Origin of the sequence: Pseudoalteromonas espejiana DSM 9414 (genome assembly GCF_002221525.1) — a bacterium.
Classification (GTDB): domain Bacteria; phylum Pseudomonadota; class Gammaproteobacteria; order Enterobacterales; family Alteromonadaceae; genus Pseudoalteromonas; species Pseudoalteromonas espejiana.
The window spans coordinates 288,212-313,616 of record NZ_CP011029.1 but is presented as its reverse complement, the minus strand read 5'-3'; the positions used below and the strand labels follow the sequence as shown (position 1 = coordinate 313,616).

Sequence of the window (25,405 nt, the reverse complement as noted above, 5' to 3'; positions counted from 1 at the left end):
CTTTACCTATCGGATTTCTGATACCAAACATTTATGTCTTACTTTGTTCAACTACGCACCTTTGTTGAAGTTTACCGCTGTAGAAATATTTCTCGTGCAGCTAAAAATTTAGGATTATCGCAACCTGCAGCCACCGCACATATACAAACTATGGAGTCGGTGGTTGGTAAGTCTTTGTTTGAACGCCGCCATCGGGGTGTAGAACCAAGTAATGCAGCCCACGATTTAGCAGGCCAAGTGGCTAACCACCTTGATGCCATAGAACAAAAAGTGGCTTCTGTACGTACTCGCTCAAGCGATGTAAGCGGTACAATTACACTTGCAGGGCCGGCTGAATATATAAGCTATGTGGCTTCTGCGCAATTGGCTAACTTATTACAAGCGGGCAATGTGGATGTAGTGGTACTGCCTGGCAATCGCGAACAAATTTATTCTGCGCTCGACACCGGCGTTGCCGATATGGCTATTACAGCTTCCCTGCCCGATAACAAAATTTACGATTATGAAGTACTCGACAGCGAAGAACTTGTACTGGTGGCGCACCGTTTATTAGCGCAAAGTTTAGAGGGTCAAACCATTACACCAGCACTTTTAAATACGTTGCCAGTGGTTAGTTACGACAGTCAATTACCGCTTATTCGCCAGTATTTTGATACCGTATTTAAACAAAGCTGTACGTCAAAAATAATCGCCCGCTGCCCCGACATACGTGCCTTGGCTGGCATTGTTAGAACAGGCGTTGGCTACACTGTGCTGCCGGATTATTTATGTCACGACGATATTCAATCAGGAAGGTTAATTAAGTTAGGCCCACAAGGCCCTGAAAACAATTTATATTTGGCGTGGCGTAAAGGCGCTTTAGCTCACCCTAGGCTTAATTATGCGCGCGATGTGCTTATGGCTTTTTCTAATATTAATAAATACGCAAAATAACTATTTAACTTAAACGCTTATTTAATAAAATAGCCCACAGCGCGCCACTGGCCGCTACTTTTACTTAGTGTGAGGGTTTCTATGGAGGGGGTTGCAGCAATAAACTGTGTTTTAAACTGCACAATCAGGTACTCCCCTTTTGGGGCTCCAGGTAAAGAAGAGTAATCTTGCGCGCTAATTTGGCTGCGAGAAACCACTTTTCCCAATGGCGCACGCACTGAGTTAAGTGCGTCACGCCAATTAGTTTTACTCAGTTGCGATTTAAATAATACATCAGCTTGCTGCCAGCTTTTTGTATATTCGCCCGCATCTATTAGCTGCAACCAGTTTATAGCCGCTGGCATATTTTTAGTATTTTGTGCCAATACTTCAGTACTAATAAACAAACTCAATATTACAAATATGGTTTTCATAGTTAGCCTTTTTATTTGCTTTTGTTGATTGAAAGCACACTAAATTGTGTTTTGCTAAAAGCATTATTTTATTTTTTATCAAATAACTAGCGCCTGAGTAAAGTAGTTTTCAATTGTACTCATAAACTGATTAGCCACACTTCTTGATGAACAAATTAATATTGCTTAATCCTCCATAAAAAACACACAGCATATATAAATCACACACTTTAGTAACAAATAAAAATTTAAAACTAATAACATTACACTGTATTTTTAAGCAAAACAGGTGAAAAAATAATTTAGTTTGGCTTTCATATTCTCGAAGTAGACACCTTGCCGCCCCTCTTCTACACTTATTTTTAGCGATTAAAAATACTAACGCCGCCGTTTTTATAATTACACTTTATGTCTTTAAATAACTGTTAACTTATAAAACTATTAAGCGAGACGAAATGTCTAAAGATGATGCATTATTTGAATTTTCAGAAGAAAAAACATCAGTACAAGCTGATAGCCAAACTATAAAAATTCTAACTGTTGAAGATGACATACATTACCAGCAAGCGCTTTTAAATAGTTTACATAGCATTTCTATTGAGGGTGACTACACCCTTAAACTTTTAAGTGCAAACTCTGTTTCTGAGGCCGCACTTGAGCTTAGTCGACACCCCGACATAGCACTTACTTTTATTGATGTAGTAATGGAAGACGACGACTCTGGGTTAAGGTTAGTTAGTACAATAAGGGAAGTTATTGGCAATGCCGATATGCGCATTGTACTTTTAACAGGCCAACCTGGCTTTGCCCCAGAAGAGAGCGTAATGAAGTCGCTCGACATTGATGAATACTGGAACAAGTCAGACGTATCTGCCGAAAAACTTCAATCTATTGTAGCTAGCAACTTGAGAACTTGGCGTTATATTTCGCAAGTATCTGCTGCAAAACAAGGGTTACAACTTGTTCTTGATGCATCAAGAAGTATAAACAGCAAACATGATATGCAGTCTTTTTCGAGCGCTGTTTTACACGAAATAAGTAATATTTTAGGTATTACCCAAGGCGGCGGCATTTTATGCACCAACCGTTTTTGTGGCGATGAGCAGCTCCCTGTAATTTTAACAACCAATGGGTGCTTTAATGGCTTTGAAGGCCAAGCAGTAAGCGAAAATTTGTTACTCAAAGCTATGTTTGACGATCTGCAGACGTCGATAAAGTCAAAAAAACACGTATTTAATGAGTCCCACAGTATATTCTTTTTTGACACAGCCAGTTTAGATAACACGAATTACATTACTATTGTTAAATCAGATAACCCCATAAATGAGCAAAACAGGTATTTATTAAAAGTGTTTAGTGAGAACGTTAGTACGGGCTTTTCAAACATGGCTTTGCTAAACAAACTTACCGAACTTGCATACACAGAAACCTCTCTTAATTTGCACAACCGCAATTGGCTAATAAGAGAAATTAGAAATATGAACCTACATGAACAATACCAAACACAATTAATTGTATTTGAGGTTCAGCAGTTTGAAGAAAAGTCGTTTACTTTTGGTCATGACTTTTGCCAAAAAATACTGCAGTTGGTACATCAAAGTATTCATCACGCGTTTTCAAAATACCTACCCAGAATTGCCTTAATTAATAACCGTAGCTTTGCAATGCTAATTAGCAACGACTGTAAAATACCTGACGACACGTACACGTACTTATCTAGGCAAACTTGTGAAATTGAAAATGTAAAACAATTTGTAGATATTAGGGTTCTGTCGCTTAAATTAAGTTCGGTACTTAATATACCTCCAGAGAAAATTATTAGCCTTGCTGAGTCAAGTTTAAACGATACACACAATAACCAAATTAAGTTTATAGAGCACACAGCAACACAAACTCATGCCATTACACGTCGCTACGAGATAATGGCAAAGCTTAGAACAGCGATAGGAGGTGGTGAGCTACAAATTGCTTTACAACCTAAGTTAAACCTACAAACCCAAAAAACAATTGGATTTGAGGCGCTTGCACGCTGGAAGTTAACTAATGGACGCTTTATTAGCCCTGACGAGTTTATAGAAATTGCCGAAACATCTGGGTTAATTTGCGAGTTAGGCAGCGTAATTTTAGATAAGGTGTTAACGGTAATAAAGTGCTTGCAACGTAATGGGGTTAACTTGCCGGTTGCTTATAATGTGTCTTCTTATGAGCTAATGGAGCCAAGTTACTTTGAAAAAGTCGCCAATAAAATTAAACAAGAAAATATTCCCCCTAGTTTGCTTGAGATTGAAGTAACCGAAACGCAAGAGGTATGTAACTACACGTTAATTAAAGCATCTCTTGAAAAATTTATGGCGCTTGGCATTAAAGTGAGCATTGATGACTTTGGAACAGGTTATTCATCACTTGCACACATTACAGAGTTGCCTGCTAATACAATTAAAATAGATAAGTTTTTTGTTATTGATTTACAAAATAATATAAATAACCAATTTATTATAGAAATGGTTATAACCTTAGCCAAACGCTTTAATTTACAGGTGATTGCTGAGGGCATAGAAAATGAATTTGAGTACAATTGGCTAAAAAATAAAGGTTGTACAGTTGGCCAAGGTTATTACTTTGCTAAACCATTATTTATTGAAGATTTAATAGTTTGGCTAAAACAGCACATCAATGAAAACAATTAACTTTAAGCTTTCTCAAATAGTTAAAGACGCAGTAATAAAATCAACATTTTTAACCTTACTTGCTTTTTTAACGGGCTTGCTTGTTTATGATCAAATATACCAAGCAGAATTAAAGCGCTTAAAAGCAATTCAGCAAGAAAAGCTCGTTGCTGTTAATACCGAGTTTTCTAAAGAGGTAAGCAGTATTATTAAGCTTACTCAGTTGCTTGCTAGCAATCAGGTATTGTTTAACCAACGCGCTTCGCTTTCTGATACTCAGCGCAGAACACAAATAGAAAATTACTTTTTAGATTTTGGAATAATTACAGGGAATATTTCTCAAATAAGGTGGCTTAATTCACAAGCAACCGAAATATACCGAGTAAACTTTAGTAATACACAGGGTAAAATCACTCCTCAACCTGAGCTACAAGCCAAAAGCGCTCGCTATTATGTAACCGAAGGGTTAAAGGTAGAACCGCCTGCTACCTATGTATCAAAAATAGATTTGAATATTGAACAAGGTGAAGTTGTATTTCCCATAGAACCAACAATTAGAGTGACCTTTAAAACCAACTCTCACGACTACTTGTTTGATGGGCTAATTATAATTAATTTTAACCTTAATTATCTGTTTTCTCGCTTGCGAAGTATTAGCGACAAACACTCTAAAGTTAATATTTTAAATCAACAAGGCTATTGGCTTTTGAGCCCAGATAGGTTTAATGAATTTGGCTTTATGTTTAATAATGAAAAACGCTCACTTGGTGTAACTAATCCAGCTCTTTGGCAACGAATTAAAAACAAAAAGCCAAAACACACCCCACACTACTTAGATAAAAACTTATACACCTATAGACCTTTAAATTATATATCTGCACGAGAGCTGCATAGCAGCACAAGCTCACAAGAGCACAAAGTTTATTTGCTAATAAATAGCGACAGTATCCTATTGAGTAATGCTAAAAGTAGCGCCTTAAAATACGCATTATTATGTAGCTTTATTTTATTACTTATTACTATTGCTTACGTTTATAGGGATTATAAGTACCAGCTTGAACTACTCAAACTATCTAAACAATTAAAAAAAGAAGAAACAGAGCTCAGAGCGGTAAACAACACTTTAAGTAAAACCATAAAACAGCAAATGCAATTACAAGAGAGCTTAGTAGAAGCACAAAAGCTATCTTCTTTGGGTATGCTTGTTGCGGGCGTTGCCCACGAGATGAACACCCCTATTGGCGGCGCTATTATATCGATTTCTAATGCAGGTATGGCCACCGAAAAATTAAACGAGTGCGTAAAAACGGGCTTAACTAAGTCCCAGCTTGATGAAGGTTTAAACACTATTGCGCAAAACATTTCATTAGCAAGGGTAAATTTAGACAAATCAGCAGTGCTTGTAAAAAGCTTTAAACGAATGGCGGTAGATCGAAATAACGATGATGACGTAAGCTTTGAAATCACAAAACTAATAGACGATTTACTTATTACACTTAGCCCGCAATTAAAAAAGTCGCGAGTTACACTCTCTACCGACTATCAATTTAAGGGTAAAATTACTAGCAGGCCGGGAATCATTTCGCAGATACTAGAAAACTTAATTATAAATGCACTTACTCATGGCTTTAAAAAACAAAATCACGGCAGTATTAATATTTCTGTACAAACTGAAGATAGTAATCACTTGCTAATTGTCGTTTCTGACACCGGTGTAGGTATAAATGAGGACGTTCAAAACGTTATATTTGAGCCTTTTTATACCTCAGCTAGGGGCAAAGGTAATACAGGGCTTGGACTTTATATGGTGCACCAATGGGTAACAAAGGTGCTAGGTGGGTCTATCACTTTAAATAAAAAGCCTGCAGGAGATTATACAACGCAGTTTATAATTAAGTTTGCAGTTACTAGCAAAAACAAAAAGCCAAATTAAAATAACCCCTTTAATAAATTAAAGGGGTTTGACTATTACTTTAGCTGAGACTCAATTTTTAAAACCTGCGCGTAGGTGCAATCGCTTAACATAGAAAAACCATGCGAGGCTTGCTCGGTACCAATCACAAACGGGTGTGGTGCATTATCGGGTCTTTTATTTAATTGCTTAATACGCTCAAACGAGCCATCGCGCTTAGGGTGGTTTGATATAAATACATCAACACCTGCTTTAACGGCAATATCGCCAAAGCGTTTTGCGGCTTCGCTATAAGCTGCAATACGTTGTAAATCGGGGCCATAATTAAGGCCAGTTCCACCCCATAGACTGAGCATATGTTTTTTGCCGTTATCGTACACGGGAAATAACAAAGACACAGTGCCAGGCGTGTGCCCAGGTGTTAAGTGAACGCCAATACTAGTGTCGCCAAGCGTAATGGTATCGGCCTCTTTTGTGCTTATATCTCGTGTTGGTCGTTTGCCCCAACGTGGGCTTTCAAAATCGAGCTTGGGTTGTTCTAAGCGCAGCCACTCAACTTCGCTCATTACTACACGCGGTTTGTATTTATCAACTAAGTACTCTTGCCCACCATAATGATCGCCATGCCCATGGCTAATAATTAAATACTTAATATCATTAGGGTCTAAACCCAGTTTTAGCAAACCTTCTTCAATGTAGTTTTTTGCTTGCTCGTTATTATTAAGTGCATCAACAACAATAAGCCCTTGAGATGTTTTAATCACCCAACTTGCTACTCCACCGGTACCTACATAATAAAGGTTATCAAATACCTGTGTTGGCTCTATTGATGAGCGGCGCTTTTTAGCAGATGCTTTACTACGTTTTTTACTCTCATTGTTACTGCGAACACGTTTAGTTAAATCTCTTAAAGGGTTTTGTATATCGCATAAACTTGTTAACCCGGGAAACTCTTGCGCGTATTGCATGCCTTTATCGACATAATCTTGCGCTGTTAATGGCGTATTTTTAGCCATAACAGGTAGCGCTATTAAGCTAGTAAATAATACCGTTGGTATAAAAAACTTTTTCATACAGTGCCCTTAAAGTTTTGTATCAATAGCGAACCAATAACGCCGGCCATCTTCTACATAACCGTATTCATCGTAGGTTGTTGATTTGTTAAACAGGTTATAAATTCCAAACATAACTTTAACGTTATCATTTATTTTCCACGCACTCCCTAAATCGGTTGTGGTAATTGATGGAGCAGACGTTAAACGACTTGTAACAGAGGCCGGTTCGCTTTCTTTACTGCGGTAATTAGTGCGAGCCCAAGCATTTAAAGCGTTGTTTATATCCCAATTAATATTCAGCGATGCCAAATGTTCAGGAATTTGAGTAAGCGGTTGGCCTTTGTTATCGCCACTGCGTTGCTCAGAAAATGTGTAGCTGTAGCTTGATGAAAGCATAATATCTGTACTTAACTGAGCCTCTATATTTAGCTCAGCACCATAAGTAACGGCTTTATCAATGTTTATATTGTAGCGGTCAGTTTCATCGCCACACACAGTAATTGGGCATAAAACGGTGTTAATTTTATCTTTAAAGCTGTTATGAAAAAGCGTCACATTAGTTTGAAATGTATTGTTAGCAAAATAAAGCGCTGCTTCTTTGCTCACTGATGTTTCAGGCTCTAATTCTGCATTACCAAATAAATCACCACCACGACTCGTTTGCACCCAATTAGGGCTTAGCTCGCGTAAATCGGGGGCTCTGTAGCCTGTGGCTATGCCCGATTTAAATGTCCACTGTGAGTTAATATTCCACACACCGTAAAGTCTAGGGCTAAAATGCGAATCAAACTGCTCGTTATCGTCTAAACGTAGCCCAGCTGTGAGGGTAAAATCGGGGTGAAAGCTCCACTCATCTTCACTAAATACAGACCATTGCTTGTTATCTATTTCTGTAATTGAGGCCGCATTAGTGGTTTTATCATTTAGTTTTTCTTGTTCAAACGCACCGCCTATTGTTACATGGTGGTTATTAAGCGCTATTGACCATTGTGTATTTGCTAATGTGTTATCTATGGTAATTTCGCGACCCTCGTTTTCAACGCTCTCTTGTTGAATATAAGAATGCGCGGCTCCCCAGTTATAATCACCTTTGTGCGATAAAGACATTGAACGACGGTTGTTATTTGTTTCTGTTGAGCTATTACGACTAGGTAATGATAACCCAGAGGTAGAACTACGCTTTTGATCATGTTCACTGTATTCAAACGATACTACATCTTGTTTGGTTGCGGTTAAATGCAACGTACCGCTGTAGCTTGTTAACTCTTTTTCACCGTAGCCACGCTCAATGGCATCTTCTTCTCGTTCTTGGTAAAGAGCCGATAAATTAATGCTCAGTAAGTCTTTAATCAATGGCCCTGCTACATATATTTGGCCTTGGTATTCATCGCCAGAATCGCTATTACTTTGTTGTGTTGTTTCAACACGCAAGTTTGCGTGCCAATTTTCATAGCTTTTACGAGTAATAACATTAATTACACCGCCAATTGCATCAGATCCATAAAGCGTAGACATAGGTCCGCGCACAACTTCAATTCGTTCAATAGCATCAAGTGGCGGTAGCCAATCTTGTTCAAACCCACCGCTACCACTTGGCTGCGACTCGCGCCCTGATTGTTTTTTACCATCGACTAAAATGGCCGTATACTGCGCTGGCATGCCACGTACACTTATATCTTGTCGTGAACCACCACCTGTAACCGTAACCCCTGCAACATCGTTAAGCGCATCGGTTAAGTCTTTATAAGCGCGGTTTTCAAGCTGCTTTCTACTAATTAAAGTAATAGAAGCTGGCGCTTGCGCTAAGGTTTGTTCAAAACCAGAGGCGGTTACAACAATTGTTTCTATATCGTTGTTTACATTTGCTAAAGTGTATAACGGCGCTACAGCAATTAGAGGTAGTACTAAAGTGGTTTTCAGAGTCATCACGTGATATTTAATTGGTTATTTTACGTAATGATAACAATTACCAATACGTTCAGCAATTAACATTTTGTTAATTCACAATAAACCTTAATCGATTAAGGTTATCGTTGATTATTTATTAACTCAAACCAATTAAACGTACTTAATTTATAAAAAAGGCTGCATTAAATAGCAGCCTTATGTAGTCATATTCTGAATCGCTTAAAGTTTTAAAAGTGCCATTTAACCATTAGGTTTGGGTTGTGCTCTGTTTCGCCATCTACACCAAACTTATTTTTCCAAAATACGTACTCAATACCTACATCAAGGCGGCCTGTGTCTAGGCCAAGCATTGGGGCAATGTTGTACTTAAGTTGTGAGGTAAAGTTAAAACCGCCTTCACTTTTACCAAACATAGTGTCGGTGCTATCGACAATATCTAAAAAGCCATCGTACCTAAAGTTGCCGTTGTTATAGCCCCACGTTACGGTTATTTGATTGTTATCTTCACGCTCTATACCTATATCGTCTTGAAAACGGCGGTAATAGGCCACGTTAAAGTATTGAAAACCAGGTACATCTAACGACACGCCACCACCCAATAAATAGTTATTTTGATCGGTATCGCCTGAGCCATATTCTGTTTGTAGCCCTAAAAACACCTCTTTAACAAAGCTGTCTTGTGGTTTGTAAAGTGTTGGGTTTATATTTAGCTCTCCGTATACTTCGTCGGGGTTACTTAACCTATCCATAAAGAAGAACGTGCCTCCCCAAGTATGCCCCGATGCGTGCTCAATGGTTACTACGCTTCTGTCGTCTTCCTCGCCAGAAAACGGCTCTAGGTAATCTGCACCGGTCATGGCGGTAATACTAAAATCTGACCAAAGCTCTTTTGCCGACACCCCAGTTGAGCAAACAGCAATTGCCGTTACTAATGCTAACTTTTTGATTGTTTTGATTTTCATTGTTGATCCCTTTTTTATAATTTTATTAGTTTAGTTAAGATGATCCGTACTTGCTGAATAATTTTCAGGTAATATCAGGGTCATAACAATTGCTGTTAAACCCGACACCGTCACAGCACTACCAAATATGGCGGTTACTAATTTAGGTGCATTTATAAATAGCTCTGGTACAAAACTAACGCCTAGCCCCATACCTAAACTTACGGCAATAATAAGTAAACTACGGCGATTGATTTTCTCGCTCGCGAGTATTTTTACCCCTGCGGCTGCCACGGTGCCAAACATTACAAGCGTTGCACCGCCAAGCACGGGTTTGGGTATGTTTTGTAGTACAGCCCCCACCACCGGAAATAACCCTAAAACAATCAGTATTGCGCCAATCCATAGGCCAATATACCTACTTGCCACACCCGTTAACTGAATAACCCCATTGTTTTGACTAAAAGTAGTATTAGGAAAGGTATTAAATGCGGCTGCAATCATTGAGTTAACGCCATCACCTAATACACCTGCGCGTATTCGGGCTAAATAGCTTGCACCCTTAACGGGTAATTTAGACACCGCACAATTAGCGGTAATATCGCCGGTCGATTCTATGGCTGTAATAAGGTATAAAAAGCCAAAAGCAATCATGGCGCCAAAATCAATATTAAAGCCGTATTTGAATGGTATTGGCATGGCAATAAAATCAAACTCGCCCACCTCAAACTTGGCAATACCTAAAACAACCGCAAGTATCCAGCCTACTATCATGGCTACAACCACAGCGGTAAGCCTTACCCACTGATTTTTACTGGCGTTAAGTAGCACCACTAATGCCACCACCGAAAAACCAACAATTAAGTTACTTGCTGATGCAAACTTTTCAGGCATATTAGTTAATAACCACTGGCCACCGCCTATGTCGGTCATGCCTACTTTAATGAGATAAACCCCAATGGTGGTGATCACCACACCGGTGACTACAGGTTTAATTACCTTACCCAGTTTTTCTATAAAAAAACTAATAAAAATCTCTACAAAGGCCGCTAAAAAGCACACCGCAAATATAGTGGCAAGCACATCATCGTTACTGCCACCGGTAGCTTTTACAGAAAAACCAGTGGCCAAAATAGTGCCTAAAAAAGCAAAGCTGGTGCCTTGCACACATATAAGCCCAGAGCCAATAGGCCCCACACGGCGCGCTTGAATAAACGTACCAACTCCCGATACAAACAACGCCATACTAATTAAATAGGGTATTTCGCTGCCAAGCCCCAATACCCCACCAATAATAAGCGTAGGCGTAATAATACTTACAAAGCTTGCTAGTACGTGTTGTAGTGCGGCAAAAAATGATTCGGTTATTCCGGGTTTATCATCTACCGCGTAGATTATGTCTTCTGAATTAACATCTTGATTTGACATGGTTAACATCCTTTTAGCGCTTAAAAACGGGCAAGCTAAACACCCACTTGCCCTTATTTTACTTTAACTACCTAAGCGCTTATTTAAGCTGCCCTTCAACGCCTTCTACGTAAAAGTCCATGCCCAATAGAGTTTTATCATCGATTGTTTGGCCTGCTTTAGTAACCAACTCACCTTGCTGATTTTTAATTGGGCCACTAAATGGATGAAACTCGCCATTAGCAATTTTTGCACTAAGAGCATCTATTTCAGCGACTACATTGGCAGGAATATCTTTACTTAGAGGCGCTAAACGCGTCATACCGGCGTCTATGCCTTTCCATACATCTTGCGATTGCCATTTATCGTCAAGCACTTGCTGTACGCGCTGGGCGTAAAACTCATCCCAATGGTGCACAGGCGCCGTAAGGTGCGCTTTTTTACCATAGCCGCTCATATCTGAGTGGTAACCAATAGCGTATATTCCGGCGGCTTCTGCGGCTTGAAGTGGCGCAGGCGAGTCGGTATGTTGAGTAATAATATCAACACCTTGGTCTATTAAACTGTCGGCAGCTTCGCGCTCTTTACCTGGGTCGAACCAGCTATTAACCCACACTACTTTGACCTGAGCATCAGGCTTTACTGAGCGCAGGCCTAAAGTAAATGCGTTAATACCGCGTATTACTTCTGGAATTGGAAATGCAGCAATGTAGCCAATACTGTCGGATTTACTCATGTGCCCTGCAATAACACCGGTTAAGTAACGTCCTTCGTAAATACGGTCAAAGTAAGTGCCTACATTTTTAGCGCGTTTATAACCTGTTGCATGCTCAAACTTTACATTCGGAAAACGTTTAGCCACTTTAATGGTCGGGTTCATGTAGCCAAACGAGGTGGTAAATATTAAATCGTGCCCGCTTTTAGCTAATTGTGTAATAACTCGCTCTGCATCGGCGCCCTCAGGAACGCTTTCTACAAAGGTGGTTTCTATTTTTTCGCCAAATTTTTCTTCTAGGTAGTGGCGGCTTACATCGTGTGTGTAGGTCCAACCGGCTTCGCCAATGGGGCTGACATATACAAACCCTACTTTTACGCTGTCTTTTGCAAGTGCAGTAGCGCTTAACCCTAAGCTAAGTGCTACGCCAAGCGCTGTTATTAGTTTTTTCATTGTTATTCTCCGTGTTGTATTTTTAATATCCTGTTGAAGGCTTATTTTTACTTCTTTGTTTAAAATCTTAATGCCCTTTGTGCCACGGTTTCCCTAGCCACATGGGTTCGTACATTTTTAGTTTTTGTTTATTTTTACTTAGCATAATTAGTACAATAAGCGTTGCACCATAAGGCAGCATGGCCAGTAAATTAGAATCAACCGCTAAGCCAAATGCCTGTGCCACTAAGTGCATAATGCTGGCAAAACCAAATAAATAAGCGCCAAGCATTACCCGCTCAATTCGCCAGCTTGCAAAAACCACTAAAGCAAGCGCTATCCAGCCACGCCCCGATGTCATGTTTTGTGTCCAAAGCGGTGTGTAAGCAAGCGACAAGTACGCCCCTGCAATACCCGCTAATGCACCGCCAAACATCACCGCTAAATAACGAGTACGCATTACCGGTAAACCTAGGTTATTGCCTACACCTGGGTTTTCGCCAATAGCACGTACTGCAAGCCCTGCTCGGTGATATTTAAAAAATAAATAAGCCCCTAGCACTAACGCCCAACTTAAATACACAATGGCATCTTGCGAAAATAGCGCTTTGCCCAGTACCGGAATATGCTCAAACCCAGCAATTGCTAAAGTAGGTAAAGCATTAATGGTTTTTCCCTCATAGTCGGCACCTAAAAAGGCCGACAAACCCGTGCCAAAAATGGTTAGCGCCAATCCTGCGGCTACTTGGCTGGCATTTAAATTAAGTGCTACAAACGCAAATACTAACGACGCCATTACCCCCACAAGCGCAGCCACACTAAAGCCTATAAATAGGTTGTCGCACTGGTACATGGTTATAAACCCTGCCACCGCACCGAGCAGCATCATGCCCTCTTGCCCAAGGTTTAGTGTGCCGCTTTTCTCGCATACCATTTCACCTAGTGCCACCAGCAATAAAGGCGTACCGGTACGAATGGTGGCGTATAAAATATTAGTAATAACCTCTAAATCCATTTTTATGACTCCTGTGCAATAGGGGCTAGCTGCGTTTTTTGTTGTTTAAATGGCAGCGATAATTTAATGCGATAACCAATAAGCACATCGCACGAGAGCAAATAAAACAGCATTAGCCCCTGAAAAATCCCAGTAATTGCATTAGGCAAACCTATATTTATTTGCGCCATTTCGCCGCCCATATAAATAAGCCCCATTAATAGCCCTGCTAAGGTAATACCCAAAGGGTGCAAGCGCCCCAAAAAGGCTACAATAATCGCAGCGTAACCATATCCGGGAGATATTTGCGGCACTAATTGCCCAATAGGCCCAGCCACTTCGCCAGCTCCCGCAAGCCCTGCTAACCCGCCACTAATCACTAATACACCGGCAATTAAAAGGGCGCGTTTATAGCCCGCCATTTTGGCAGCAGATGCATCAAGCCCGAGTACTTGAACTTGAAAGCCCACAAAGGTTTTACTAATAAACACCCATGTTGCACACAGCGCTAATAGCGCAAAAGCCAGCCCTAAATGAAGCCGAGTACCATCAAAAATCACCGGCAGTAAAGTGCTATCGCCAAAGAGCGCGCTTTCAGGAAAGTTATAACCATGAGGGTCTTTTAATGGCCCATGCACTGCCCACAGCAACACATTAACGGCAATGTAATTGAGCATAATGGTGACTAAAATTTCGTTGGTGTTTAAACGTAATTTCATAAATGCAGCAAGGCCTGCCCACAACATGCCACCAGCAATACCCGCAAGTAATGTAAGCGGTAATGCAAATGCACTGGTAGAATCAACAAAATTAACAGCGACGGCACTGGCGCATACGCCGCCAATAAGTAGCTGCCCTTCGGCGCCGATATTCCAAACCGAGGCTCTGTAGCACAGCGCTAATCCATAAGCACACAGCAAAATAGGGGTGGTCATCACTAATAACTCTGTAACGCCGTACCAATCAGCAATAGGCGCTACAAGTAACGTATACAAAGCATTAAGCGGATCGTGCCCTAGTAAGGCAAACACCACATAACCTGTTATTAATGTAAGTAATATGGCTAAAACAGGAGAGAGATAGCTCCATGTGTTTGAGCGCTCTACGCGGGGTTCAAGCTTTATCATGCAAGCGCTCCTTGCGGTGTTATTTGTGTTGTGTTGTTTTTAAGGTCGTGATTAAAATCACCCGCCATCCATTGCCCTAATTGCACAAGCGGTACACAGTCGGTATCTAAAATAGGAGAGAGTTTGCCATCGCAAATTGCGCCAATACGGTCGCAAATTTTATAGAGCTCGTCTAAGTCTTCTGAAATAACCAGCACCGCACAGCCTTCGTCGCGAAGCTTTAAAATAGCTTCGTGAATTGCCACTTGCGCGCCAATATCTACCCCCCATGTTGGGTGCGACATTACTAACAATTGTGGGTTTTGCTCGACCTCTCGGCCAATAATAAATTTTTGTAAGTTACCACCTGAAAGGCTTAGTGCATGCGTGCGGTTACTTGGGGTTTTTACTTTGTATTTTTTAATAATTTTATCGGCGAGTTGGCTAATTTTTTGTTTTACTAAAAAGCCGCTTTTAACTAAACCGCTATCAAAACTAGTAAGGAGTGCGTTTTGAGCTAGGTCCATATCGGGTACTGCGCCGCGCCCTAATCTGTCCTCTGGTACACAGGCAAGCCCGAGCCTGCGCCTTTTTAATGGGCATAAAGTATCAACTACAGTATTTTTAAATTTTATAGCGCTGTTATTTGCTTGTATTTCCTCACCCGAGAGCGCTTTTAATAGCTCTTCTTGCCCATTACCAGCAACGCCTGCAATACCCACTATTTCGCCTTGCTGTACGGCAAAGTTAATATTTTTTAGTGGCGTGTCGAATAGCGCTTGCACATTGGTTGATAAATTACTGACTGTTAAAAAATCACCTGTACCTTTCGCTCTGCGCGTTTGGTTACTTATTGGTGTGCTATCGCCAACCATTAAGCGGGCTATTGACTCACTGGTTTCGTTTTTAGGAATGCAATGCCCACTGACTTTGCCACCGCGTAAAATAGTCGCGCTGTCGCACAGCTCAATAACTTCATGCAATTTATGACTAATAAACAGTACCGAACAGCCTTCTTTTTTTAAAGAATGCAGCGTTTTAAACAGTGCATCTACTTCTTGAGGAGTGAGTACAGAGGTAGGCTCATCCAAAATAAGTAGCTGAATATCTAATAATAAACACCTGACTATTTCTACTCGTTGGCGCTCGCCTGTTGAAAGCGTTGACACCAGCCTATGTGGGTCAAGCGGCATCCCGTACCTAGCCGATGTTTTACTAATTCTGCTAGCAAGCGAACTACTGTGCCCTGCTAAATCGCCCAGCGCTAACGCTATATTTTGCGCCACTGTTAAGGTTTCAAATAACGAGAAATGTTGAAACACCATACCTATGCCTAATTCGCGGGCATCGGCGGGTTCTTTTATATTCATTACTCGGCCATTAAAAAACATGTCCCCTTGGTCAGGTTTAACTACACCGTAAAGCATTTTCATTAAAGTGCTTTTACCTGCGCCGTTTTCACCTAGCAGGGCATGTACCTCACCATGTTTTATTTTTATTGTTACGCCGTCGTTGGCTATACATCCGGGGTAGTGCTTTGTCATTCCCTGCATAGTAAGGCGGTATTTATTGTCCATTATTTAAACCTTTCTTTGTGCTTGTTGCTTAAATAAGCTAGCCTAGAAACTTAGCTGACCAAGCGGTCAACAATGGCATGGTATCTGCAATAAACTTACCAAGATGAAAAAGTTTTTTTCTTAGCAGCACCAAAACAACAAGAAAAAATATACGCCAAGCCTTTAAAGATCAGGGCTTTAAAAAAGTTAAGGGGGTCTGTGTGATTCAGTTTTTATTAAATGACACGCCAATAGAAGTACAAGAATGTTCGCCAAGTCTCACCATTTTGGACTGGCTACGCACCAAAAAAGGGAAAGTGGGCACCAAAGAAGGGTGTGCTACAGGCGATTGCGGCGCGTGCACAATTTTAGTCGGCGAAGAAAAAACAAACTCAAACGGTAACCCAGTTTGGCACTACCAAACCATGAACAGCTGCCTGCTTTTATTAGGCAATGCACACGCAAAACACATAGTAACCGTAGAAGCTGTAACAACGGGGCTATACCCAACCCTTAATGACTTACACCCAGTACAGCGCGCATTAGTAGAGTGCCATGGTTCGCAATGCGGTTTTTGCACCCCAGGTATAATAATGAGCATGTTGGCGCTTTATATTAATAACCCGTGTTACCCAGGTAAAAAGGCCGCTATTCATGCTTTAGGTGGTAACTTGTGCCGTTGTACTGGCTACAGCCCTATTTTACTAGCGGTAGAAAAAGCCTACAGCTATGAGCGCAAAAATGAGCCTTACTCAGCCATGGCAGCTCAGTTTAAAGCTTCACTTAATACGCAATATGATGACGATGTTCCATTTTTAAAAAATGGCCCTCGCAAATTCTATTTGCCACAAAATGCTAAGCAACTTGTTGAACTAAAGGCACTATATCCGCATGCACACTTGGTTGCTGGTGGCACCGACTTTGCCATTGAGCTTAGCCAAAATATGCTATTGCCCGATGTAATAATATCCCTCAGCCAAGCTAAAGAGCTGTGCACAATAAGCGATAACAACGGCGAGCTACATATTGGTGCAGCACTCCCTTACAGCCAGTTCGTAGACGCTTTTTACAATTACTACCCTGAGTCTAAGGAGCTGTTTGAACGCCTTGGCTCTAACCAAGTACGTAACAGTGGCACCTTAGGTGGCAGCATAGGAAATGCCTCTCCTATTGGCGATCCAGCCCCATTATTAATTGCACTTAATGCCACTCTAGATTTATTAAGCGCAGCAGGCACACGCACTATAAACGTGGCCGACTACTTTGTTGATTACAAAAAAACAGTAATTAAAAGCGATGAAGTAATTAGCAAAATTACAGTGCCAAAACGCCCAGAATCTTTAAAGCTTGCGTGCCATAAAATTTCAAAACGCTTCGAAGATGATATATCTACCGTGTGTTTAGTAGTGGCTGTTGAGCAAGCACAAGGTTTAATTAGTAATGCCCGCTGCGCCATGGGCGGTATGGCTGCAATACCCAAACGCGCAGCGCACATAGAGCAAAAACTTAATACTCAGCCCTTACAAGTAAACACATTTATAGATGCCGCTACCGCTATAAATGATGACTTTGCACCCATGAGCGATGTACGCAGCAGCGCCCATTATCGCACTACGGTAAGCAAAAACTTGCTACAACGTATTGGTATTGAGTTTTGCGGTGCACAGCCAAGCAGCAATAAAAATAATAACAACATTGCCATTACGAGGATTTCACATGCGTCACTTTGAAATGGATAAACTAAAAGCCCAAGGCGGAAGCGTTGGCCAATCTAAGTACCACGAAAGCGCAATAAAACAAGTATGTGGCAATGCAAACTACGCCGACGATAACCCAGAGCCTCATGGCTGCTTACACGCCTACCCTGTACTTGCGCCTATTACTAGCGGCTTTATTAAATCAATTGATACAAGTAAAGCGCTTGAAGTGGCGGGCGTTAAGCGTATTTTATCGGCCGATGATGTACCCGGTAAGCTTGATATTGGCCCAGTATTTCCAGGTGATGTACTGCTAACTAGCCATGAAATTCAATACCACGGGCAACCAGTATTGGTAGTTGTTGCCGACAGCTACGCCACTGCGCGCCGCGCTGCTCGCTTAGTGGTTATAGAGTGCGAGCAAACCACCCCCATACTTGATATTAAAGAAGCCATAAAAAAAGAGCATTGGGTAAGGCCGCCACATTCACTACAGCGTGGTAATAGTGAGCAAGCCATCAACAATGCAGCCCACCAGCTTACAGGCGAAATACACATAGGCGGGCAAGAACACTTTTACCTTGAGGGGCAAATAGCACTCGCTCAACCCGATAACGATGGCGGCATTCATGTGCAATGCTCTACGCAGCACCCTACAGAGGTGCAGCACTTAGTTGCCAAAATTTTAAAAAAGCCATTTAGCTTTGTAAACGTAGAAACCCGCCGTATGGGCGGTGCCTTTGGCGGTAAAGAAACCCAAGGCGCACCGTGGGCTTGCCTTGCAGCGCTTGCAGTTTATTACCTTGGCTGCGCAGTTAAAATGCGCCTAGCCCGCAGCGACGACTTTAAACTTACCGGTAAGCGCCACCCATTTTATAACCAATACCATGTAGGCTTTGACGAAAATGGTCTGATTGAAGGCGCTGATGTAACCGTAAATGGGTTTTGTGGTTATTCGCCTGATTTATCTGATGCCATTGTAGACCGTGCAATGTTTCATGCCGATAACGCGTATTACTACCCAGCTGCCACCATTAAAGGTAATCGCTGTAAAGTTAATACTGTAAGTCACACTGCGTTTAGAGGGTTTGGTGGTCCGCAAGGCATGATCATGGGCGAGCTAATAATGGACGACATTGCCGCTAAATTAGGTAAAGATCCACTTGAGATCCGAAAGCTTAATTTATACAAAAAAGGCCGCGACACCACGCCGTATCATCAAACAGTAGAGCAGCATATTTTAAAAGATATGATTGCTCAGCTTGAGGAGTCGGGGGATTACTGGGCGCGAAAAGAGGCCATTAAAGCCTTTAACGCATCATCCCCTATTATCAAAAAAGGCCTTTCGATGACGCCGGTAAAATACGGTATATCGTTTACCGTACAGCACTTAAACCAAGCGGGAGCGCTCGTGCATGTATATAGTGATGGTTCAATTCATTTAAACCATGGCGGCACCGAAATGGGCCAAGGCTTAAACACTAAAATAGCGCAAATTGTAGCCCATGGGTTTGGCGTTGATTTTGACGCCATAAGCATAAGCGCGACCCGTACCGACAAAGTACCAAACACCTCGCCAACAGCAGCTTCAAGCGGTACCGACTTAAACGGTATGGCAGCGCTTAACGCAGTAAACACCATAAAAGAGCGTTTAATAAACTTTATAAGTGAGCACTTTGAGGTAGACAGCCAAAGTATTGTATTTAAAGATAATCTCATTACCTTTAGTAAAGGCGAAATTAGCTTTAGTGAACTTGCAAACCTTGCTTACATGAATCGTATATCGCTTTCATCAACGGGTTATTACGCCACGCCTAAAATTCATTACGATAGAGCGAAAGGCGAAGGCCGACCATTTTTTTACTACGCTCACGGCGTAGCACTTAGTGAAGTAGAAGTAGATACGCTAACAGGCGAAAATACCGTAACGCGTGTTGATATTCTGCACGATGTGGGCAGCTCAATTAACCCAGCACTTGATATAGGGCAAATAGAAGGTGCCTTTGTTCAAGGTATGGGCTGGCTTACCACCGAAGACTTACAATGGAATGATAAAGGCCAGCTTGCAAGCTTTGGCCCCGCTAATTATAAAATTCCGGCTATTGGCGATACCCCTGCCGAATTTAACGTAAATTTATATAACTCGGCCAATCCAGAAACCACCGTATTTAGATCAAAAGCGGTTGGCGAGCCGCCGTTTATGCTGGCCTTTAGTGTATGGAGTGCTATTCGTAATGCCATAAGCAGTGTGGCCAATTACAAATACACCGCCCCACTGGATACACCCGCTACACCTGAGCGTGTATTAAATGCAATTGAGCAAACCGCTAGCTGGTTTAAGGAGCATCAACATGGCTAATTTAAATGAGTCGTTTCAGGGTTTTCATACTCAAAATTGGGCGCAAGCTATAAACGAGCACGAACAAAGCGGCACTAACTATGTTATTGCGACTTTGCTGGGAACCAATGGCTCAACCCCTCGCGGCACAGGCTCTAAAATGGTAATAAGTGGCGAGCATATCTACGACACTCTTGGCGGTGGTCACCTTGAATACGTAGTAATAGAAAAAGCCCGCGAGCTACTTGCCAAAGGTGAGGCCACCCAAGTGATAGAGCAGTTTAACCTAGGCGCAAATTTAGGCCAGTGCTGCGGCGGAGCTGCCACAGTGATGCTTGAGTGCATGCAATGCGAGCGCTTTACGCTTGATATTTACGGCGCAGGCCATGTAGCACAGGCGCTTATTGGTATATTGGCACAGCTGCCTATGCGTATACGTTGGATAGATAGCCGCGCCGATGTATTCCCACAATCAATCCCTAATAATGTTATAAAAGTGGTTGATGAAGAGCCAACAGAGCAAGTAAAACGCGCGCCCAAAGCTAATAATTACTTAATATTAACCCATAACCACCAGCTCGATTTTGCACTCACACAAGCCATTATTAAACGCGCTGATGCCAATTGGCTTGGCGTTATTGGCTCAGATACCAAAGCAAAACGCTTTAAGCAGCGCTTAGCTCATCGCGATTTTACTACCGAGCAAATAAAGCAAATGACCTGCCCTGTTGGGCTTGAAAATGTAACGGGCAAGCTCCCTATGGAAGTGGCAATATCAATTAGTGGGCAGTTAATTGGCCTTTATCAGGCTATGCAAACCCATGCGCCTAAACGCCAAGGTGTGCAATGGCGTGCACTTAAAAATGCCCTAATTAGCACCACGCAAGAGGAAGTAGACGCATGAGTAGCTTAAAAATTAATAACCTAAATGAAGCGCAAGCGCATCAAGCTTTAGAGCACTGTTGCGCCGCCCCTGATTGGGTAAGCGGTATGCTAAATACCATGCCATTTGAAAATAAAGAGCACCTATTTCAGAGCGCTCAAAGCGTATGGGATAGCCTAGGTGAGAGCGATTATTTAGCCGCTTTTGAAGGCCACCCACAAATTGGCGATTTATCAACATTAAGTAAAAAGTACGCCGCTACAGCGCAAAAAGCGGGGCACGAACAATCAGGAATGAGCAAAGCAAACGAGCAAACTCTTAAAAAAATGATTGCGCTAAATAAAGAATACCTCAGTAAATTTGGCTTTATATTTATTGTGTGTGCCAGCGGCAAAAGTGCTGAGCAAATGCTTGAACTTATTGAGCAGCGTATACACAACACCCGCAGCACAGAGCTTAATATAGCCGCGGGCGAACAAGCCAAAATAACAAAAATAAGATTGGAGTCCCTGATATGAATAAAAGTATGAACAAAAGCCCTATTACTACCCATATTCTCGATACCAGCACAGGTAAACCTGCAGCAAATGTAGCTGTACAATTGTTTGTATACACTAATAACAAGTGGGAATTAATTGCCCAAGGTAAAACAAATAGCGACGGGCGTATTACCGACTGGCTAAATACAGACGTAGAATTTGCAACCTATAAGTTGGTATTTGATTTAGATAGTTACTATGAAAACCAGCCTACCCCAGCGTTTTACCCAGAAGCGCAAATAACCTTTAGATTGCAAGATCAAAAGCATCATCACATTCCGTTATTGCTTAGCCCATTTGGCTATTCAACGTACAGAGGCAGCTAACAATGAGCACGCAGAATAATAATAAAATAACCGTAATTTGTGCCAACATACTCGATTTTGTTGACGACCCAGCCATAGCCGGCGACAACGCCCATCGCTATTTTGAAAAAGGCGCGTTAGTTATTCAAAACGGTAAAGTGGTTAACCTTGGTTACGAGCAAGACATACTGCCAAGCTTAGATAAATCAGCCACTATTATTCGCCACGATGGCAAATTGGTTATGCCCGGCATGATAGACACGCACATACATTTGCCACAAACCGAAATGGTAGGCGCGTATGGCGAGCAGCTTTTAAGCTGGCTTACCGAATATGCCTTCCCAACCGAAAAAAAGTTTACCTGTGAGCATTATTCAAAAGACATATCTAACCGCTTTTTAGACGAGCTACTTAGAAACGGCACCACCACCGCGTTGGTATTTGGTACTGTGCACACGCAATCGGTGGATGCATTTTTTAACGAATCACAAAAACGTAATTTACGCATGATTGCCGGTAAGGTAATGATGGACAGAAACTGCCCTGACGATTTATCAGATTGTGCGCAAACCAGTTACGATCAATCAAAAGCACTTATAGAAAAATGGCACAATGTTGATAGGTTAAGCTATGCAGTAACACCGCGTTTTGCGCCTACATCAACCCCTGAACAACTACAAAAATGCACTCAATTATTAGAAGAATACCCCGACACCTACCTGCATACACACTTATCTGAAAACAAAGACGAGTGCGAATGGGTAAAAGGGTTATTTCCTGAAGCCGAAGATTACCTTGGCGTTTACGAGCAAGCTAAAATGGTGCGTAAACGCTCGGTATTTGCCCATAGTATTCATTTATCTGAGCGTGAGCTTTGCTGCCTTGCCGATAACAACGCGGCTATATCTCACTGCCCTACCTCTAACTTATTTTTAGGCTCGGGCCTTTTAAATTTAAAGAGATGTGAAGAGCACGGAATAAACGTGGGTATGGGCACCGATGTAGGCGCAGGCACAAGTTTTTCTATGCTGCAAACAGGTAACGAAGCGTACAAAATTCAGCAATTACAAGGCCAGCGTTTTTCAGCGTTTAAAGGCATGTACCTCGCCACTTTAGGCGGTGCACGGGCGCTTGATTTAGAAGGCACTATAGGTAACTTTGCTATTGGCTGTGAAGCCGACTTTATTGTAATGGACTACGCGGCTACCTCGTTTTTAAAATTCAGAATTGGTCATGCAAAAACCCTGCACGAGCAACTCTTTGCCATGATGATGCTAGGTGATGACCGCTGCATAGAACAAACCTACATCATGGGTAAAAGCGTGTATAAGCGCGATGCAAAAGAGCAGTTTTCAACAACTCACACACTGCAATTAGAAGAGGCTTAACCTAATGGAAAACTATTTATTTGAGCTTGCTCATTTAGTCCTGCGTTATTTTCATGTAATTGCAGGCATTGCGTGGATTGGGGCGTCGTTTTATTTTGCGTGGCTTGATAATAATTTACAAACCCCGCCACAATGGAAACAAGACAAAGGCATAAAAGGCGATTTATGGGCCGTGCACGGCGGTGGCTTTTATGAAGTGGCAAAGTATCAAAATGGCCCTGAAGAAATGCCGCATACCCTGCACTGGTTTAAATGGGAAGCCTACACAACGTGGATCACCGGTATTTTATTATTTAGCCTACTTTATTATGTTGGCGCAGATGTTTACCTAATCGATAACAGTAAAAGTGAGCTAAGTAAATTTGCCGCTATCGGCGCATCGCTTGGCTTTATTGGCTTAGGTTATGGTGTTTATCGATTATTGTGCAAAACCCCGCTGGTTGAAAACGGTAAAGCGTTTATTGCTGTGGTTATTGGCATATTGGCTCTTTGGACTTACGGGGTTGACCAGCTATTTAGTGACCGCGCTGTGTATATTCATGTCGGTGCGCTTATTGGTACGTGTATGGTTGGCAATGTGTACCACATTATTATGCCAGGGCAGCGCTACATGGTAAGCGAAGTAGAAGCTGGCCGTATTCCCGATTCAGCACCGGGTTTAAAAGCAAAGCTGTGCTCTATTCATAATAACTACGCCACGTTACCTGTGGTATTTATTATGCTGAGCAACCACTTTTCTTACACCTACAGTCACAGCTTTGGCTGGCTTATATTAATTGCGCTATTTGGTATTGGCATGTGGATACGCCATTACTTTAACTTAAAGCACCAAGGTATTAATAAACCTTCAGTGCTTGTAAGTGGTATTGCCGCCTTTTTGGCCCTAATGCTGGCTATAGCTCCGTGGCCTAGCAGCCCAACAAATGCAGGCGAAAACGCACCTTTACAAGCAAGCATTACCGACACTCAAGCGTGGGATATAATCAGCAAGCACTGTACACAGTGCCACAGTGAAACACCTGCCTCTGAGCTTTTTCAAACAGCGCCGCTTGGCTTTAAGCTCGACTCTATTAATGATGTAAAAAAAGCCAGCACCCTTATTCATACCCGCGCGGTTATAACCAAAGACATGCCATTGGCAAATATGACCAAAATGACTGATGCAGAGCGCGAAACGCTAGGCTCTTGGCTCACAGCGCTTAAAAAGGAGCAATAACATGAGCGAGCAATTTAAACACTACCCGCGCGATCTAGTTGGTTATGGCTCACAGGTGCCCCATGCAAATTGGCCCAATAAAGCCCGCGTTGCTGTGCAAGTAGTATTAAATTACGAAGAAGGCGGCGAAAACTGTGTATTACATGGTGATGCAGCGGCCGAAACATTTTTATCTGAAATAGTCAGTGCCCCGCATGTAGAAGATCGCCATATAAGCATGGAGTCCATTTACGAATATGGCTCGCGAGCAGGTGTATGGCGTTTACTTAAACTCTTTAAAAAATACGATATACCGGTCACCATTTTTGCCGTGGCGATGGCCCTTGAGCGCCACCCCGATGTAGCTAAAGCTTTTGTTGATGCAGGGCACGAAATAGCAAGCCATGGCCTGCGCTGGATTAATTATCAACATATAGATAAGCAAACCGAGCGCGAGCACATGCAAAAAGCCATTGAGATCATTCAAGCACTTACTGGTAAAAAGCCCAAAGGCTGGTACACCGGGCGCACAAGCCCAAATACTGCTGCCCTTGTGGTAGAAAATGGCACATTTTTATATGACGCTGACGATTACAGCGACGACTTACCCTTTTACAGTATTAAAGAAGGTAAACCCCAGTTAATAGTACCTTACACCCTTGATGTAAACGACATGCGCTTTGCTGCTGTGCAAGGCTTTAATGCCGGGGATCAATTTTATAATTATTTAAAAGATGCCTTTGATACGCTTTATGAAGAAGGCGACCCACAAGGTGAAAATGCCCCAAAAATGATGTCGATAGGTTTGCATTGCCGCTTAATTGGCCGCCCTGGGCGCATTAAAGCCCTCGCGAGGTTTTTAGAATATGCCACCTTGCATGAGCAGGTATGGTTTGCCACGCGCGAGCAAATCGCCGAGCACTGGCTTAAAACCCATCCGTATAATACCAATCCGCAATAATACTTAATCATTTTCAGGGGCTAAACGTGTCGCTATCTGCGTTAAAAAACTCTCATTTACGACTGCATGGATGCAGAAGGTA

Annotated in this window: 20 protein-coding genes; 11 read left to right on the top strand and 9 right to left on the bottom strand. The window is 42.0% G+C overall.

Features of this window, described 5'->3' with window-relative positions:
• Nucleotides 1-33: 33 nt before the first annotated feature.
• Nucleotides 34-933, top strand: a complete 900-nt coding sequence (locus PESP_RS18270; protein WP_089349451.1) for a LysR family transcriptional regulator — start codon at nt 34-36, stop codon at nt 931-933.
• A 17-nt stretch (nt 934-950) separates the two neighbouring features.
• Here the strand turns inward: PESP_RS18270 and PESP_RS18265 are convergent, their stop codons facing one another.
• Complete coding sequence (locus tag PESP_RS18265) at nt 951-1,346, bottom strand: DUF4019 domain-containing protein (protein ID WP_089349450.1); 396 nt, start codon at nt 1,344-1,346, stop codon at nt 951-953.
• A 434-nt stretch (nt 1,347-1,780) separates the two neighbouring features.
• Between PESP_RS18265 and PESP_RS18260 the strand changes: the two genes are divergently transcribed.
• Nucleotides 1,781-4,012 carry an EAL domain-containing response regulator gene (locus PESP_RS18260; RefSeq protein ID WP_089349449.1) on the top strand — a complete coding sequence of 744 codons (2,232 nt, stop codon included), beginning with the start codon at nt 1,781-1,783 and terminating at the stop codon, nt 4,010-4,012.
• On the top strand, nt 3,999-5,924 hold the full coding sequence (locus PESP_RS18255; protein WP_089349448.1) for a sensor histidine kinase: 1,926 nt from the start codon (nt 3,999-4,001) through the stop codon (nt 5,922-5,924). The genes PESP_RS18260 and PESP_RS18255 overlap by 14 nt, the downstream gene beginning before the upstream one ends.
• Nucleotides 5,925-5,959: 35 nt before the next feature.
• Here the strand turns inward: PESP_RS18255 and PESP_RS18250 are convergent, their stop codons facing one another.
• The 8 genes from PESP_RS18250 to PESP_RS18215 all read right to left on the bottom strand — a co-directional run bounded on the left by PESP_RS18250 (nt 5,960) and on the right by PESP_RS18215 (nt 16,038).
• Nucleotides 5,960-6,976, bottom strand: coding sequence for an MBL fold metallo-hydrolase (locus PESP_RS18250; RefSeq protein WP_089349447.1), 1,017 nt, complete (start codon nt 6,974-6,976; stop codon nt 5,960-5,962).
• A gap of 9 nt (nt 6,977-6,985) precedes the next feature.
• On the bottom strand, nt 6,986-8,884 hold the full coding sequence (locus tag PESP_RS18245; RefSeq protein WP_089349446.1) for a TonB-dependent receptor domain-containing protein: 1,899 nt from the start codon (nt 8,882-8,884) through the stop codon (nt 6,986-6,988).
• A gap of 209 nt (nt 8,885-9,093) precedes the next feature.
• Entirely contained in the window at nt 9,094-9,828 is a 735-nt protein-coding gene (locus tag PESP_RS18240; protein WP_089349445.1) for a DUF5020 family protein, read from the bottom strand.
• Nucleotides 9,829-9,858: 30 nt separating this feature from the next.
• Nucleotides 9,859-11,235, bottom strand: coding sequence for a uracil-xanthine permease family protein (locus PESP_RS18235; protein WP_089349444.1), 1,377 nt, complete (start codon nt 11,233-11,235; stop codon nt 9,859-9,861).
• Between the two features lie 79 nt (nt 11,236-11,314).
• A complete protein-coding gene (locus PESP_RS18230) occupies nt 11,315-12,382 on the bottom strand; it encodes a BMP family ABC transporter substrate-binding protein (protein ID WP_089349443.1) in 1,068 nt (355 codons plus the stop codon).
• Between the two features lie 67 nt (nt 12,383-12,449).
• Nucleotides 12,450-13,376 (bottom strand): ABC transporter permease, encoded by a 927-nt coding sequence (locus PESP_RS18225; RefSeq protein ID WP_089349442.1) that lies wholly within the window; start codon nt 13,374-13,376, stop codon nt 12,450-12,452.
• A 2-nt stretch (nt 13,377-13,378) separates the two neighbouring features.
• Entirely contained in the window at nt 13,379-14,482 is a 1,104-nt protein-coding gene (locus tag PESP_RS18220) for an ABC transporter permease (protein WP_089349441.1), read from the bottom strand.
• Nucleotides 14,479-16,038 carry an ABC transporter ATP-binding protein gene (locus PESP_RS18215; protein WP_089349440.1) on the bottom strand — a complete coding sequence of 520 codons (1,560 nt, stop codon included), beginning with the start codon at nt 16,036-16,038 and terminating at the stop codon, nt 14,479-14,481. The genes PESP_RS18220 and PESP_RS18215 overlap by 4 nt, the downstream gene beginning before the upstream one ends.
• Before the next feature lie 200 nt (nt 16,039-16,238).
• On the opposite strand from PESP_RS18215, the gene xdhA reads away from it, so the two are divergent.
• The 8 genes from xdhA to puuE are packed head-to-tail and all read left to right on the top strand — an operon-like array spanning nt 16,239 to nt 25,323.
• A complete protein-coding gene (xdhA, locus tag PESP_RS18210) occupies nt 16,239-17,747 on the top strand; it encodes a xanthine dehydrogenase small subunit (protein ID WP_089349439.1) in 1,509 nt (502 codons plus the stop codon).
• A complete protein-coding gene (gene xdhB / locus PESP_RS18205) occupies nt 17,734-20,073 on the top strand; it encodes a xanthine dehydrogenase molybdopterin binding subunit (protein WP_089349438.1) in 2,340 nt (779 codons plus the stop codon). The genes xdhA and xdhB overlap by 14 nt, the downstream gene beginning before the upstream one ends.
• The gene (gene xdhC, locus PESP_RS18200; protein WP_089349437.1) at nt 20,066-20,956 is read left to right on the top strand and encodes a xanthine dehydrogenase accessory protein XdhC; all 891 of its coding nucleotides are present in this window, start codon (nt 20,066-20,068) and stop codon (nt 20,954-20,956) included. Before xdhB ends, xdhC begins: the two co-directional genes overlap by 8 nt.
• Complete coding sequence (uraD, locus tag PESP_RS18195) at nt 20,953-21,453, top strand: 2-oxo-4-hydroxy-4-carboxy-5-ureidoimidazoline decarboxylase (RefSeq protein WP_089349436.1); 501 nt, start codon at nt 20,953-20,955, stop codon at nt 21,451-21,453. Before xdhC ends, uraD begins: the two co-directional genes overlap by 4 nt.
• The gene (uraH, locus tag PESP_RS18190) at nt 21,450-21,800 is read left to right on the top strand and encodes a hydroxyisourate hydrolase (protein ID WP_089349435.1); all 351 of its coding nucleotides are present in this window, start codon (nt 21,450-21,452) and stop codon (nt 21,798-21,800) included. The genes uraD and uraH overlap by 4 nt, the downstream gene beginning before the upstream one ends.
• Before the next feature lie 2 nt (nt 21,801-21,802).
• Nucleotides 21,803-23,167 carry a guanine deaminase gene (gene guaD / locus PESP_RS18185; protein ID WP_089349434.1) on the top strand — a complete coding sequence of 455 codons (1,365 nt, stop codon included), beginning with the start codon at nt 21,803-21,805 and terminating at the stop codon, nt 23,165-23,167.
• 4 nt (nt 23,168-23,171) lie between these two features.
• Nucleotides 23,172-24,383 carry a urate hydroxylase PuuD gene (locus PESP_RS18180; protein ID WP_089349433.1) on the top strand — a complete coding sequence of 404 codons (1,212 nt, stop codon included), beginning with the start codon at nt 23,172-23,174 and terminating at the stop codon, nt 24,381-24,383.
• Nucleotide 24,384: 1 nt separating this feature from the next.
• Nucleotides 24,385-25,323: an allantoinase PuuE gene (gene puuE / locus PESP_RS18175; RefSeq protein WP_089349432.1), complete on the top strand. Its 939-nt coding sequence runs from the start codon at nt 24,385-24,387 to the stop codon at nt 25,321-25,323.
• Nucleotides 25,324-25,405: the final 82 nt, after the last annotated feature.

Excerpts from the sequence above, each read along its gene's own strand:
- PESP_RS18270 (WP_089349451.1), top strand. The coding sequence starts at position 34 with ATGTCTTACTTTGTTCAACTACGCACCTTTGTTGAAGTTTACCGCTGT.
- PESP_RS18265 (WP_089349450.1), bottom strand. The coding sequence starts at position 1,346 with ATGAAAACCATATTTGTAATATTGAGTTTGTTTATTAGTACTGAAGTA.
- PESP_RS18260 (WP_089349449.1), top strand. The coding sequence starts at position 1,781 with ATGTCTAAAGATGATGCATTATTTGAATTTTCAGAAGAAAAAACATCA.
- PESP_RS18255 (WP_089349448.1), top strand. The coding sequence starts at position 3,999 with ATGAAAACAATTAACTTTAAGCTTTCTCAAATAGTTAAAGACGCAGTA.
- PESP_RS18250 (WP_089349447.1), bottom strand. The coding sequence starts at position 6,976 with ATGAAAAAGTTTTTTATACCAACGGTATTATTTACTAGCTTAATAGCG.
- PESP_RS18245 (WP_089349446.1), bottom strand. The coding sequence starts at position 8,884 with ATGACTCTGAAAACCACTTTAGTACTACCTCTAATTGCTGTAGCGCCG.
- PESP_RS18240 (WP_089349445.1), bottom strand. The coding sequence starts at position 9,828 with ATGAAAATCAAAACAATCAAAAAGTTAGCATTAGTAACGGCAATTGCT.
- PESP_RS18235 (WP_089349444.1), bottom strand. The coding sequence starts at position 11,235 with ATGTCAAATCAAGATGTTAATTCAGAAGACATAATCTACGCGGTAGAT.
- PESP_RS18230 (WP_089349443.1), bottom strand. The coding sequence starts at position 12,382 with ATGAAAAAACTAATAACAGCGCTTGGCGTAGCACTTAGCTTAGGGTTA.
- PESP_RS18225 (WP_089349442.1), bottom strand. The coding sequence starts at position 13,376 with ATGGATTTAGAGGTTATTACTAATATTTTATACGCCACCATTCGTACC.
- PESP_RS18220 (WP_089349441.1), bottom strand. The coding sequence starts at position 14,482 with ATGATAAAGCTTGAACCCCGCGTAGAGCGCTCAAACACATGGAGCTAT.
- PESP_RS18215 (WP_089349440.1), bottom strand. The coding sequence starts at position 16,038 with ATGGACAATAAATACCGCCTTACTATGCAGGGAATGACAAAGCACTAC.
- xdhB (WP_089349438.1), top strand. The coding sequence starts at position 17,734 with ATGCGTCACTTTGAAATGGATAAACTAAAAGCCCAAGGCGGAAGCGTT.
- xdhC (WP_089349437.1), top strand. The coding sequence starts at position 20,066 with ATGGCTAATTTAAATGAGTCGTTTCAGGGTTTTCATACTCAAAATTGG.
- uraD (WP_089349436.1), top strand. The coding sequence starts at position 20,953 with ATGAGTAGCTTAAAAATTAATAACCTAAATGAAGCGCAAGCGCATCAA.
- uraH (WP_089349435.1), top strand. The coding sequence starts at position 21,450 with ATGAATAAAAGTATGAACAAAAGCCCTATTACTACCCATATTCTCGAT.
- guaD (WP_089349434.1), top strand. The coding sequence starts at position 21,803 with ATGAGCACGCAGAATAATAATAAAATAACCGTAATTTGTGCCAACATA.
- PESP_RS18180 (WP_089349433.1), top strand. The coding sequence starts at position 23,172 with ATGGAAAACTATTTATTTGAGCTTGCTCATTTAGTCCTGCGTTATTTT.
- puuE (WP_089349432.1), top strand. The coding sequence starts at position 24,385 with ATGAGCGAGCAATTTAAACACTACCCGCGCGATCTAGTTGGTTATGGC.